Genomic DNA, 12,441 nt, shown 5'->3' on the forward strand with positions numbered 1-12,441 from the left:
ACAAGAAAATCCTCAATCGATCCGATGCAGCTCCCCGATATGCCGAATCTTCTCGTGATCGACCCACGTGTAGCGCTGATGCCGATCGATCAGCCGCGCCTCGATTCCCGCCGCGCGCGCGCCCTCCACGTCGATCGAATAGATGTCGCCCGCAAATCTCACTTCGTCGGGAGCGACGCCCAATCGCTCGAGCGCGATTTGAAAAATCCGCGGGTCGGGCTTTGCCACCCCGACAACATGCGAGTCGATTATCACGTCGAAGTACGGCGCCAGCCCGAATCGTCTCGCGTCCGCTTCGACCTGTCCCTCCGCATTCGACACGATCCCGAGCCTGTATCCCGCCGATTTGAACGCCTCCAACGCCTCGAACGTGCCCACCCGCACCACGCGCCAGAGCGTGGCCTCGCGATGTATCGCGCCAAACTTCGCCGCGCATTCGCGAAATTCCTCTTCCGGAATTCCTGCCGCCGTCATCCAGCCGCGAAAAAAATGCTCGTACGCCGCGTAGTCGGCTTGCTTGTTCGCCCCGCTCATCAGCACCCGATCGATCGCCGCGCGCCCCCCGTATTCGGCGTGCTCGAGCGCCAGTGCATCGAGCTTGCGCCCTTCGCGCGAGAATTCGCGGGCCAGCAATTCGAAATCCAGGAATGCGAGCGTGCCGCCAAAGTCGAACAGCAGCGCCTTGAGTTTTTCCTTTCCCTTCGATTTCATTCCGCTCCAGCTTAGCAGGGGCCAGCCCCTGCACCCATGTCAGGAAGAGCGTAGTCGAAGGGCTCAAGGTAAACTCCGGCCGCGTTTTTTTTCCTTACTCAGGTGCAGGGACCGGGGCCCCCGTAAACCCAGTGTGGGCTTCGCTAATTCTGTCCCCGCTCCGTCCGCCCTTGTTGCGCCGCTATCCGTCAAAAAGATATGATTTTTCTGGAGTTTTCTCCCCGCCGCGCCAGCGCTCCACAGGAGTGAGTGATGTTCACCGGTATCATCGAAGACCTCGGCACCGTCGAAAGCCTCAAGCCGACCGACCAAGGCGCGGTAATTTCTGTCCATACATCGCTCCCCATTTCCGAAATCAACATCGGCGATTCGATCGCCGTCAACGGCGCGTGCCTGACCGTGATTTCCAAAGGCCCCGGCCGCTTCGCGATGGACATCTCGGCCGAGACCTTGCGATGCACCGGGCTTGGCGATCTGAAACCCTCCCGCCGCGTGAATCTCGAGCGATGCCTCACGCTCGGCAAGCTGCTTGGCGGCCATCTGGTCTCCGGCCACGTTGACGGCATCGGCCGGGTCGTGTCGATCAAGCCCGAGGGCGACTCAAAACTCTTCAACCTCGAGGTTGTGCCCGCGCAAGCGCGCTACCTGGTCGAGAAGGGCTCGGTCGCCATCGACGGAATCAGCCTGACCAGCTTCTCGGTCGAGGACTGCAACTTTTCCGTCGAAATAATTCCCCACACGCTGCGATCGACGACGCTCGGTTTCAAGCAGCCCGGTGACACCGTCAACATCGAGAACGACATGCTGGTTAAGTATGTCGAGAAGATTCTCGCGATACGCGCGACGCCGGCGCTCGCGTCGTGAACAGCGAAAAGTGAGAAAGTGAAAAAGTGAAAAACGCATGAGCCTGATGCAGATACCGCGCAAGATCGAGTACGCACTGCGAGCGATGATCTATCTCGCCGATCATCCGTCGGGCGTCGCGCGCGGCGCCGAAATCGCAAGTCGCGAGCACATCCCGAAATACTATCTCGAAAAAGTGGTTCGCGATCTGATGCGCCGCGGCCTCGTCCGCGCGCGCCGCGGTCCCGGCGGCGGTTACCAGCTTGCCCGCAATGCCGACGCCGTCACGTTTCGCGACATTATCGAAGCCGTCGAGGGTCCCATCAAGCTCAATCTATGCACCGACGGCAGCAGCTCATGCGCTCTGCAGCCGACCTGCCGCATGTATCGCGTTTGGGAAAAGGGCCAGCGCGTGTTGCTCGAAGTTTTCTCCGATACCTCGCTCGCCGAAATAGCCGCGACGCGTCCGTCGCCGGCCGTGCGTTCCCCCGCCGAAGTCGCGTCGAGAGCGATATCGCCGGCCAAGTCTCAGCCCGCGTAGCCGAATTGAGAAACCTCCCGACGCTGGCCCTGCGAACCCTCTGCCCGTGAACGATTTCGGAGCTATCGGTCTCAGCGACTTCGTCGGCAAACCACGCCGCGGCGCCCCGGTCTTCAGCGAGAAGACCTTCTATCTCGAGGAATTCTACGGCAAGAGCCTGCTCTTCGCGCTGATTCCTCCCGCCGGACAGCGGATTTCCGACTTCGATTCTCTCGTCCTGACGCTGCGCGAATTGCGGCGCAATCAAACCCGATGCGTCGTCATCGTTTCGCCGAGCGCACTTCCCAAGCTGATGCGCCGGCTCGGCCGCCTCGCCCCCAAGGAACCGCCCCCGGTCTTCAATCCATCCGACGGACTTCGCTCGCGCCCGTATCCACCGGATTCCGCCGTCGCCGAGATCTGGGCGCGATTGCGCGCCGGATCGATCGTCGTCGCCTCGATGAGCCGTGACGACGCCGACGATCTCACCGTCTTCGCGCGCGAGCTCGCCAGCCGCCTTCGCGTCTTCAAGCTCCTGATGCTTGATCGGCGCGGCGGCTTGATCGACAAGGACGGCCAACGGCTCTCGTTCGTCGAGGAACATCGCATCCGCCTCACTATGCGCAACCTCCGCTCACGCGCCCGCAGAGCCATCGTCCGCGCCGCCCTCGACGCCCTCGAAGACGGCGTCGGTTCCGTCAACCTGGTCGCGCCGGGCGACGTTTACGAGGAACTCTTCAGTTTCATCGGCGCCGGAACGCTGTTCACCGAGATGCAGTACGGCTTCGTCCGCCCCGTTTCAATCGACGACTTCGAAGAAGTTGAAGCGCTCATCGTCCGCGGCCAGACCGAAGGCTCCTTGCTGCCCCGCACTCCCGACCAGATCGCGAAAATCCTGCCCTCATGCTTCGGCTACCGAATCGGCGACGAACACCTCGCTGGGATTTGCTCGCTGCTGACCGAGCCGTACCGCCGCGACCGCGCCGGCGAAATCACCGCGATGTACACCTTGACGCGCTTCCAGGGCGAGGGCGTCGCCGCCGTGCTGGTCCGCGAGATCCTCAAGGAAGCCCGGGCTCGCCGCCTCAAATACGTTTTCGCATGCACCAATGAGGATCGTGTCGCCGGCTTCTTCTCCCGCCTCGGCTTCAAGCGCGTGAGTGCTCGCGACGTCTCCGCGGCCAAGTGGCGCGGCTACGATCCCTCACGCATCAAGAGCCTTAGTATATTCCGCGCCGAGCTCGACTGACTATTCGATGCCGTGATTAGCTATTATATATTGACTAGCTATCATATCTCTGCGTCGAGCCCGATGGCCTTCGCATGAACCTGAAATCTGCCGCCGCGATCGCCGCGATCGCTCTCCTCACCGCCGTCCTGACGCTTCATCGGCTCGGTGCCGGCGACGTATGCACCGGCAACGAGGCCGTCGAAGGCGTGTTCGTCCAGCAGATGGTCGAGCACGGCCAGCTCCTGTTCCCGGTCGAGAACGGCATCGTCCCGATGTACAAGCCTCCGCTGTTCCATTGGACCGCGGTCGCAATCGATCGCCTCGCCGGAATCCGCAAAGTGACCGCCGCCAACCTCCGCCTCCCATCCGCACTTTACGCGGTTGCCGGCGCGATCCTCACGATGCTGTTCGCGTTCGAATTCCTCGGCATCGACGCCGCCGTCCTCGCCGGACTCGCCCTTGCCGGCTCCTATCAGTACGTCAGCCAGGGCCGCTACGGCCGCGTCGACATGACGCTGTGCTTCTTCGAGTCGCTCGCCCTGTTCGCATTTCTGCGGTGGATGCCCCGCGACGCGGCCTCTTCCGGCCCCGCCGCGCGCTTCGAATCCAGTCTGCCCGCGCTCTATCTGATGGCGGTTGCGATCGGCCTCGGCGTGCTCGCCAAGGGCCCCGTCGGCGCAATTCTTCCCGGCGTTTCGATCGTAATCTTCATGTTCGCCGAGCACCGCGGACGCCAAATCCTGACGATGCTCGACCCCGGCGCGATCATCCTCGGCGCCGTGATCGCTTCGAGCTGGTATCTCGCATGTTACTTCGGCGGACGCTTCGCCTTCCTCAATCGTCAGCTCGACGCCGAAAATGTCGGCCGCTTCTTCGGCTCGCTGGGCGCGATGGCGCCGTGGTACTACCTGAAACCCGTGCTGCTCAACTCCGCCCCGCTGAGCCTGATAGTCCCTGTCGCCGCCGTTTACGCATTACTCACTCCATTACTCACTCGGCGCCGCTCCGATTCTGCCTCTCCCCCCGGGAGAGGCCGCGATGCGCTTCGCAGCGCGGGTGAGGGCGATCGTTCCCCCACGCCGTCCGACTCCGATCGCGCCCGTGCCGCCGTCCGCCTCTTCGCGATCTTTTACTTCGCCACCGTCATCTTCTTCAGCATCGCCGCCTACAAGCGCCGCTCATATTTGCTGCCGGTATGGCCCGCGGCCGCCGTGATGCTCGCGTGGTGGATCTTCACCGTCCCTCCGCTTGCATGGCACCGCGCCGCGACCCGGGCATTCGCCGCCCTGTGCGCCGGGCTCGTCGTTTTCAACTTTGTCTATATACCGCGGATGGAAGTCCGGTCATGCCGCGACGATTCATTTCGGCCCGCCGCCGAAGAAATCGTCCGCGTCGCCGCGCCCGCCGACCCGCTCTACGTTTACGGATTTCAGGAAGAGATCGCGCCGCTGCTGTTCTACCTCGATCGCGAGGCGCCCGTTCTCCAGGGCCGTCTCGGCGACGCGCCCCCCGGCTTCATCATCGTGCCCGCCGACGTATGGGAGACCCATCAGCGCGACGCCCTCGACCTCGAACCGGTCCTCACTTCCGACCACGGCAACCGCCGCCTCGTACTCCTCAAACGCGGCAAGTCTTACGCCTGCAGGAACTGAAACAAACTGAGCGAGACGAACTGAAACAAAATCAGCAAAACCTGCACTGGGTTTCGCTCACTCGGCTGCTCCCTCCTATCTGCCGCTCGCGCTCTTCAGCGCCGGCTCCTGTACCGCTTTCTCTGCCGAATGTTCCACGCATCGCCTCTTCAGCTCCGCGAACGCGTCATCGACAAACGCCTTCATCAGCGCAATGTCGGGCATTACGCGCGGATCCGCGATCATTCCGAAGTATAGACTCCGATAGTAACTGAATATTGCGACTCCATATCCCAGCGTTGCGCCGAGCGGTACCAGCGGTACCATGTCCAGGCAAACGTGTCCGTTTACATATTGCTGCACCTGCACGCCCGGCACGTTGGTCGCGATAAAATTGACCCCGAACGCAGGCAGCCCGAAGCCGTCGAGCCGCGGTTTCCAATCCGTCCACTTCGCCAGCCGCGCTGCGACGTCCATCATCGTGGTCGCCGCGCGCGCTGCCGGACCAATCATGCTCGGTGGAATTGCGTCGCCGAGCTGCATCATCGCGTCCACAGCCTGCGCCAACCCAGCCGCCTTGATTCGCTCGGTCTCCTCGTTGATCAATTTCAGCCGCTCGACGATATCCATCGGCGCCGCCGGCGTGGTCGGGAACATCATCGAGACCCTATTCCCCAGCGAACTCCTTTCCTCTTTGTGCCGCACGTTGACCGGACATCCGATACACAGTTGCTGTCCTTCGACGGCGTACCCATGATGCTGCAAGTAGCGCGCCGCACCCTCGGTCAAAATAGCCAGTACGACATCATTAATTGATCCGCCGAACGCCGATCTGATCGCGCGAAAATCCGCGAACGGGTGACGCGCCCATGCCACGATCCGTTCCTGCGTAACCGGCGTCGCGTTCCACGGCGTCGCCACTATTCGCCGCGTCGCCAGCTCGGTCATCAGCCGCGACGCCACCCCCAGTAGCCGCGCGCGCTCCGCCACAGACGCCGGCTCTTCGACCGCTTCGACCGCCGCGTTGATCGTCGAGTTGACCGTGCTTTGAATCCGATCGCGGACCGCCTCCGCGAACCTCCGAACCAGGCTCGACGGCCGCGCCGCCAGCCACGGCTCCGGCGGCTGCGCAATGTCCTCCGGCTCCGCGCGAAAGTCGTACATCACTTTCAGCAGCTCGGCGCCCGACACGCCATCGACCAGGCAATGATGCACCTTCCACAGCAGCGCCGTGCGATTTCCTTCCAGATTGCAGAACGTGTGCAGTTCCCACAGGGGATGCTTGCGGTCGAGCGGTTTCTGATAGATCCGCATCATCTCGGCCAGCGCGTCCGCTTCGCTCATCGCTTCGGGCAGCTGATGGAGATGCACGTGGTTGTCGAGCGAGTATTCCGGGTCATCCTCCATCATCGCGTGCGCCAAATTCAGCGGAACTTCGATCAGCCGCTGCCGGTAGCGCGGCACCAGATGCATCCGTTCGTCGAAATGTCCCAGCAGGGCGTTGAAATCGATGCGGCCTTCGAACAGTCCGATCGATCCGATATGCAGCGGACCGCTTTGCGAATCGGCGTAGATAAAGGTCGCGTCCTGCGTCGACAGTCGATAGCTCGAGAGAGATGGGAATGCGGATGTTTCGGCCATTTGAACTCACCTCCGAGCCGGATTTCCTGGGCTTGGGCCACGGCGCGGTGCGCCGTCCCAGCCGAGAAGATCCTGGAAATGACATTGCCGCGGACTGTGGAGCTTGGCAGGCATAGCCACTCCAATGCAAGCAGAATTTTGCCGCCATGACCCTTGCCCGGCCGCCCGCGCTGATCAAGGATAGCGTTTCATACTGGCTAACAGTTGAAAAGTTGAAAGCGTCTTACCAGCAGTCTCGATAGCAGCGCTTGCGCACAGTAGTTCGCCGGAGGTTCCGATGGCCGAGCAGATAAAGACCAATCGCCCCTATCCAATCCAGGTTAAACTCCGCGACGGCCGCAGCGCCCCCATTCGCGTCATGCAACCCAGCGACCTCGACATGATAGTCAAATTCGCCAAGGAGCTCCCCGCCGACGACCTGCTCTTCCTGCGCACCGACATCACCGACCGCAACGTCGTGAAGCAATGGATCGATAACATCAAGAACGGACAAACCCTCACGCTGCTGGCCGAGATTGACGGCGAAATCGCCGCCTACGCCAGTGTCCATCTGGATCAGGCGCGATGGACCCGGCACGTCGGCGAAATTCGAGTCATCACCTTGCCGCGTTACCGCGGCACCGGACTCGGCAGGCGCCTGGTGGCCGAAGTATTCGACCTCGCGCGCTCGCTCGGGCTTAAAAAGATCACCGCCCAGATGACCACCGAGCAGACCGCTGCGCGCGCCGCCTTCGAGCGCCTGGGCTTTCAAGTCGAGGCGATGCTCTCCGACTGGGTCGAGGACCGCCGCGGCCGCTCCCGCGATCTCCTCATCATGACCCACGACGTCGCCGGCTTCTCCGACCGCATCGTCGCCTGAGCAGGTGTTCGCCCCTGCACCCTGGCCAGGAAAAGACCGAACTCCTCTCCGTGTCCTGGCTGGTCGCTGGCCCGCGCTGATATAAGTTCGAACGGAGCAAGTGGTCCCTTCAAGGGACGCCCTCCGCTATATTCTGCCGCGATGCGGAAGCGACCAACCAACCTCGGCATGAAGGGTGACGGTCCGATTCGTGGCGCGCCCACCCGCGCGCTCGACGACCTCTACCATTATTTGGTGACGGCTTCGTGGCCGGCCCTGATAGGCATAATCGCTTTGGCGTTCATCATCGCCAACCTTGTGTTTGCCGTCGGCTACTACCTCGACGGCGGCGTAGAGAATGCCCGTTACCGCTCGTTCGCCGACATGTTTTTTTTCAGCGTACAGACCATGGCGACGATCGGTTACGGCAAAATGGTGCCGGTCACGCTGTTCTCGAACATCCTGGTCTCCATCGAGGCGCTGACCGGACTGCTCGCGCTGGCGCTGATGACCGGGCTGGTATTCGCGAAGTTCTCGCGGCCCACCGCGCGCGTCAGATTCAGCCGCTATGTGGTCGTCGGCCCGCGCGACGGCACGACGAGCCTGATGATCCGGATGGCGAACATGCGCGCGAACCGAATCGTCGAGGCGAATATTCACGTCGTTTTCGCCCGCAATGAAACCACCGTCGAGGGCGAATCCATCCGCCGCTTCCACGATCTGACCATGACGCGCAACCGCAGCGCGATGTTCCTGTTGTCGTGGACCGCAGTCCATCGCATCGTCGAAGGCAGTCCGCTTTTCGGCCAGACGCACGACTCGCTTGCCGATAGCCAGCCCGAAATCGTTGTGTCGATCACCGGACTCGACGAGACGTTTTCTCAGACCATTCATGCCCGGCATTTATACGAACTTGACGAAATCATTTGGGGCGCGCGCTTCGCCGACGTGCTGATTCTCCACCCTGACGGCAGCAGAAGCATCGATTACACGCGCTTCGACGACGTCGAAATGCTTGCGCCTGTCAAATGAAGCGATTTCGTGCTTGTTCACATAGCCCTGCAAATCTGCGGATAGTCAGCGGGCGCAACGGTTTTTTCTGGTGGGAAATCGACATTACCTAACTATGTGCTCAAGATGCTCGAAGCCGCCGGCATCATCTGGAACCTCCGCCAGCAAGAATTGATTCCTGCATCAGCCGGATCATCGGCTGCATCGTCGCGCTGTCGTTGAGCCGCGGAAACGGTTCGTCGGGGATGGGCGCCTCGAGGAAGCGGCACAGCGGCGTCCATCCCTCCCGCACGTCGAACACGAGCAGGCGCGCGGAATCGATCGCATCGCGGACCTCTTGATTGTGCCGCTCGAACACCTCGATCGCGTGAGCCTTGTCCTCGAAGCGGTTGTCGAACGTCTCGGCGAGAATTGCCTTCCGGCCCATCTCGTTCTGGAGCCGAAAGTTTTCGGGCGCGCCGTCGGGCACTGACAATTTCATCAGCTGGTAAATGGTATCGCTCACGCTCTTGTACCAGGCTTCCGGATCGCGTACCGAGAGCAGCACCTTCGCGTCCGGATAATGAGCGGCGATTTCGCGCCACCATCGCGCCCCCGGCCAATCGACCGTCGCGCGAAAATCGCGGAATATCAGGTCCCAGTCCATCGGATGCCCGAATGCCAGCCGATGCCACATCGCGGCGTGATCGGGTCGCGGAAAAACCTCCATCATGTGATAGCAGGGGCCGAAGCCGAGTTTTTCAAGCGCGTTCTTTAGTGAGAGCGTGCCGGTTCGTCCAAAACCGGCGCCGACGACCTTCAATGCCATCTTAGGACTCCTGGCCGCGCGTTCAGGTCCGTTTACAACAGTTTGGCCTTCGATGTCGACGCGCATCGGCAGGGCAGCGCGCTCCCATCGATCCGCGGAGATGGGAACCCGATCACGGATCTAACACGAGGCCGTCGAAAAGGCGCTGCGTCACGCTCCTGGCCATCTCTTCGACCTTCACCGGGTACAGCTCGGATAGTTGGCGGTCGACCACAAGAGCCGAGAGGCCATGAACAACAGACCAGGCGGCGAGCGCCAACTCCTTCGGATCGCCCTCTTTCACCTTACCCGCCCTCTGGCACTCCGCGATAGCATCCACCAGCAGGCCAAAAGCCTCCGCCGCCGCCTCCGCTAGCGCGGGATAAGCAAACTTGTCGGCTACTTCGGGCGCGAACATTACTCGAAAGTGGGATGGGTGGCTGCTCGCGAAACCAATGTAGGCAAGTCCCAAGGCCTGAAAGCGGTCGATGGGGTCACCCTTATGGCGCGCGCTATCCCGCTGCATGGCAGTCAGCGCTCGAAACCCCTCCTCCGCGACGGCTGCAAGTAATGCTTCCCGGCTGGCGAAGTGCCGGTAGGGAGCGGCTTGCGAGACCCCGGCCAAACGCGCCGTGGCGCGAAGCGTGAGCCCGCCGGGACCCACTGTCTCGACGAGCCTGAGCGCCGCTTGCAGCAGCGCTTCGCGCAGGTTGCCGTGATGATAGGGGCCGCGCGGGCGGCCCGTCTTCGGGTGTTCGCGCCGAGCCCGAGAACTCAAAATCCGTTTCGTCACGCCCGATTAATCCTCTCGGCAGCGATACGGGCAAATGTTGACAACGTTAACATTTGATGTTAACAACGTTAACAACCATCCCAACGAAGCGCAAGCGGCTGCGCGGACTAACCCATGAGGCCAAACCCATGAACGATCGCTATCGAGAACTGAACGACGAACGCTTCGACGTTATCGTGGTGGGCGCCGGCACGGGAGGGTTGACCGCCGCGGCAATCCTCGCGCGCCGGGGCAAAAAAGTCCTGGTGGTGGACCAGCACAGCGTGGCCGGCGGCAACGCCACTATCTTCCGGCGCAGAGGCTACGAGTTCGACATCGGGCTCCACTACATCGGCGCTTGCCAGGCCGATGGAATGCTGACCCGGGTCCTGCGCGCCGCGGGAATCGCAGATCTGGAGTTCGAAGAGTTGGATCCGGACGGATACGACACGCTGGTCTTTCCCGATTTCGAGTTCAAGATTCCCAGGGGGATGGAGGTTTTTCGCGACCGCCTCTGCGAATACTTCCCGCGCGAGAAACGTGGGATCGACCGCTACATCACGCTGCTTCGCCAAGTGGATCGGTTTTCGAAGCTCATGGGAAATCCGGCGCAGGCGCCATCGACGCTGCTGCGCTCATTGATGCTCCTGCGCTGGAGAAATGCCACCTTGGGCGAATTCCTCGACTCCTGCACCAAAGACGCGCGGCTGAAGGCGGTCCTGACCGCCCAAAACGGCACCTACGCTCTGCCACCGAGCCGCGCTTCGCTCCTTGTCCATGCGGCCATCGCACTCCACTACATGGAGGGCGCCTACTATCCGAAAGGCGGCGGACAGGTTATCTCGGATCGATTGGCCGACGCGGTCGAGCGATACGGAGGCAAGGTTCTACTGCTCACGAAGGTCGAACGCATCGCCGTGCGCGACGGCAAGGTCGAGGGAGTCGAACTGGACAGCAGGCATCTGGGGCGGCGTTTCATCCAGGCGCCGATCGTGATCTCGGATGCGGACCTGAAGCGCACGATGATCGACCTGGTGGGCGCCGAGCACTTTCACTCCAAGACCGTCGATCGCACCCGGCGCTTCGAGATGTCCCCGGCTTTGGGAGTCCTGTATCTCGGTGTACGGCGCGACCTGAAGGCCGAGGATCATCCGCGCACCAACTACCTGATTAATCCCGACTACGACTGCGAGCCCGCCTATGCGGCCGTCGCGCGTGGTGAGTTTCCCGAACAGCCGTTCGCGTATGCGACGATCGCATCGCTCAAGGACCCGACCAACGCGCGCGTGGCTCCGCACGGGATCACGAACCTCCAGGTCATGTCTATCGTGCCGTCCGATCCAACGGCGTGGGGAGTAAACGAAGAGGAAGCGAGGAGCCGCAATTATCGGAGGAGCGAAGGATACCGGCATCACAAGCTGGTATACGCTCGCTCGCTCATAGAGGCCGCCGAGCGCGTTTTCCCCGGACTGTCACATCAGATCGCATTTGAAGAAGTTGCGACTCCGCTTACTCAGTCCAGATACACCGGCTCGACCGACGGAACGTCTTACGGGATTGCATCCACTCCGGATCAATTCCTGCTGCGCCGGCCCGGCGCGAAGACCGAGATTGAAGGCCTTTATCTCTGCGGCGCGAGTTGCCGCACCGGCCATGGCATCATGGGCGCAGCGCTGTCGGGTCTGATGGCGGCCGCGGAAGTGACAGGTGATGGCCTCGTGCGTGAGGCGCTGGGTCCGCCGCGCCAAGGTTAGGCAACCGTCTCTTAAGAGCAACCTGACGCGCAGCGGGCGCGCCCTTTGCCCTAAACTGGAGAACCGTCTAGACTCTGTGATCGCACAATTTCGGCATCGGAGGGCTCAATCATGTCTGGCGAAGACGATCCCCGCGCTCGGGTGTTCGACGACGAACATCCCGGACCCATTCTTGAATCCGCCCTTGCTCACACGGTGCTGAGCGAAGTTGTATCGCAGCCGCCGCTGATCGTTCCTCCCTCGACCACTCTCGCCGACACAATTCACCTGATGCAGCGGGAGCGGCGCTCGTGCGTCCTGATCATGGAGAACGATCGGCTCGCCGGCATCTTTACCGAACGCGACATCCTGATGAAGGTGGCGGCCCAGCCGCTCGACCTCGTCCACGCTCCGGTGTCTGCGTCGATGACTGCCGATCCGTTCACGCTCCCGGCCGACGCAAATGTGGCGTTCGCGCTGAACAAGATGGTGCTCGAGGGATTCCGCCACATTCCGCTGGTTGACGGCGCGGGCCGTCCGACGGCGGTAGTCTCGATGCGCAATCTGATCGAGTATCTCGGCGAGATTTATTCCCGTGAAATGCTGACTGTACCGCCCGATCCAAATCAGCATCACCGTTTCAAGAATCGCGAAGGCGCCTGACCGCGCCGGACGCGCCGCTGCTGCTGCCCCTCGGGCGCTGTCGTTCCCGGGTTCTCTTGA

At 62.0% G+C, this 12,441-nt stretch carries 12 protein-coding genes; 8 read left to right on the forward strand and 4 right to left on the reverse strand.

Features of this window, described 5'->3' with window-relative positions; all coding sequences use genetic code 11:
• Positions 1–12 precede the first annotated feature (12 nt).
• Complete coding sequence (locus ABR989_RS10770; protein WP_428128317.1) at positions 13–711, reverse strand: HAD family hydrolase; 699 nt, start codon at positions 709–711, stop codon at positions 13–15.
• A 252-nt stretch (positions 712–963) separates the two neighbouring features.
• Between ABR989_RS10770 and ABR989_RS10775 the strand changes: the two genes are divergently transcribed.
• The 4 genes from ABR989_RS10775 to ABR989_RS10790 all read left to right on the forward strand — a co-directional run bounded on the left by ABR989_RS10775 (position 964) and on the right by ABR989_RS10790 (position 4,957).
• Complete coding sequence (locus ABR989_RS10775; RefSeq protein WP_428128319.1) at positions 964–1,575, forward strand: riboflavin synthase; 612 nt, start codon at positions 964–966, stop codon at positions 1,573–1,575.
• Between the two features lie 37 nt (positions 1,576–1,612).
• The gene (locus ABR989_RS10780) at positions 1,613–2,095 is read left to right on the forward strand and encodes an RrF2 family transcriptional regulator (protein WP_428128321.1); all 483 of its coding nucleotides are present in this window, start codon (positions 1,613–1,615) and stop codon (positions 2,093–2,095) included.
• A gap of 46 nt (positions 2,096–2,141) precedes the next feature.
• Positions 2,142–3,323, forward strand: a complete 1,182-nt coding sequence (locus tag ABR989_RS10785; protein ID WP_428128323.1) for a GNAT family N-acetyltransferase — start codon at positions 2,142–2,144, stop codon at positions 3,321–3,323.
• Positions 3,324–3,397: 74 nt separating this feature from the next.
• Complete coding sequence (locus ABR989_RS10790) at positions 3,398–4,957, forward strand: ArnT family glycosyltransferase (protein ID WP_428128325.1); 1,560 nt, start codon at positions 3,398–3,400, stop codon at positions 4,955–4,957.
• A 75-nt stretch (positions 4,958–5,032) separates the two neighbouring features.
• Here ABR989_RS10790 and ABR989_RS10795 read toward each other — a convergent pair whose 3' ends face one another.
• A complete protein-coding gene (locus ABR989_RS10795) occupies positions 5,033–6,577 on the reverse strand; it encodes a wax ester/triacylglycerol synthase family O-acyltransferase (protein WP_428128327.1) in 1,545 nt (514 codons plus the stop codon).
• A 277-nt stretch (positions 6,578–6,854) separates the two neighbouring features.
• Between ABR989_RS10795 and ABR989_RS10800 the strand changes: the two genes are divergently transcribed.
• Together ABR989_RS10800 and ABR989_RS10805 are read left to right on the forward strand one after the other, a co-directional pair.
• Positions 6,855–7,436, forward strand: coding sequence for a GNAT family N-acetyltransferase (locus ABR989_RS10800; protein ID WP_428128329.1), 582 nt, complete (start codon positions 6,855–6,857; stop codon positions 7,434–7,436).
• A gap of 141 nt (positions 7,437–7,577) precedes the next feature.
• Complete coding sequence (locus tag ABR989_RS10805) at positions 7,578–8,447, forward strand: ion channel (RefSeq protein ID WP_428128331.1); 870 nt, start codon at positions 7,578–7,580, stop codon at positions 8,445–8,447.
• A 124-nt stretch (positions 8,448–8,571) separates the two neighbouring features.
• Here the strand turns inward: ABR989_RS10805 and ABR989_RS10810 are convergent, their stop codons facing one another.
• Complete coding sequence (locus ABR989_RS10810; RefSeq protein ID WP_428128332.1) at positions 8,572–9,234, reverse strand: sulfotransferase family protein; 663 nt, start codon at positions 9,232–9,234, stop codon at positions 8,572–8,574.
• Positions 9,235–9,346: 112 nt separating this feature from the next.
• Positions 9,347–10,006 (reverse strand): TetR/AcrR family transcriptional regulator, encoded by a 660-nt coding sequence (locus ABR989_RS10815; protein ID WP_428128333.1) that lies wholly within the window; start codon positions 10,004–10,006, stop codon positions 9,347–9,349.
• A 56-nt stretch (positions 10,007–10,062) separates the two neighbouring features.
• On the opposite strand from ABR989_RS10815, the gene ABR989_RS10820 reads away from it, so the two are divergent.
• Both ABR989_RS10820 and ABR989_RS10825 read left to right on the forward strand, forming a co-directional pair.
• Positions 10,063–11,739: a phytoene desaturase family protein gene (locus tag ABR989_RS10820; RefSeq protein WP_428128335.1), complete on the forward strand. Its 1,677-nt coding sequence runs from the start codon at positions 10,063–10,065 to the stop codon at positions 11,737–11,739.
• A gap of 111 nt (positions 11,740–11,850) precedes the next feature.
• Positions 11,851–12,381, forward strand: a complete 531-nt coding sequence (locus ABR989_RS10825) for a CBS domain-containing protein (RefSeq protein ID WP_428128337.1) — start codon at positions 11,851–11,853, stop codon at positions 12,379–12,381.
• Positions 12,382–12,441 lie beyond the last annotated feature (60 nt).

Origin of the sequence: Binatus soli (SeqCode), from assembly GCF_050015535.1 — a bacterium.
In the GTDB taxonomy this organism is placed as follows: Bacteria; Desulfobacterota; Binatia; order Binatales; family Binataceae; genus Binatus; species Binatus soli.

Excerpts from the sequence above, each read along its gene's own strand:
- ABR989_RS10795 (WP_428128327.1), bottom strand. The coding sequence starts at position 6,577 with ATGGCCGAAACATCCGCATTCCCATCTCTCTCGAGCTATCGACTGTCG.
- ABR989_RS10800 (WP_428128329.1), top strand. The coding sequence starts at position 6,855 with ATGGCCGAGCAGATAAAGACCAATCGCCCCTATCCAATCCAGGTTAAA.
- ABR989_RS10805 (WP_428128331.1), top strand. The coding sequence starts at position 7,578 with ATGCGGAAGCGACCAACCAACCTCGGCATGAAGGGTGACGGTCCGATT.
- ABR989_RS10780 (WP_428128321.1), top strand. The coding sequence starts at position 1,613 with ATGAGCCTGATGCAGATACCGCGCAAGATCGAGTACGCACTGCGAGCG.
- ABR989_RS10790 (WP_428128325.1), top strand. The coding sequence starts at position 3,398 with ATGAACCTGAAATCTGCCGCCGCGATCGCCGCGATCGCTCTCCTCACC.
- ABR989_RS10825 (WP_428128337.1), top strand. The coding sequence starts at position 11,851 with ATGTCTGGCGAAGACGATCCCCGCGCTCGGGTGTTCGACGACGAACAT.
- ABR989_RS10775 (WP_428128319.1), top strand. The coding sequence starts at position 964 with ATGTTCACCGGTATCATCGAAGACCTCGGCACCGTCGAAAGCCTCAAG.
- ABR989_RS10810 (WP_428128332.1), bottom strand. The coding sequence starts at position 9,234 with ATGGCATTGAAGGTCGTCGGCGCCGGTTTTGGACGAACCGGCACGCTC.
- ABR989_RS10770 (WP_428128317.1), bottom strand. The coding sequence starts at position 711 with ATGAAATCGAAGGGAAAGGAAAAACTCAAGGCGCTGCTGTTCGACTTT.
- ABR989_RS10820 (WP_428128335.1), top strand. The coding sequence starts at position 10,063 with ATGTTAACAACGTTAACAACCATCCCAACGAAGCGCAAGCGGCTGCGC.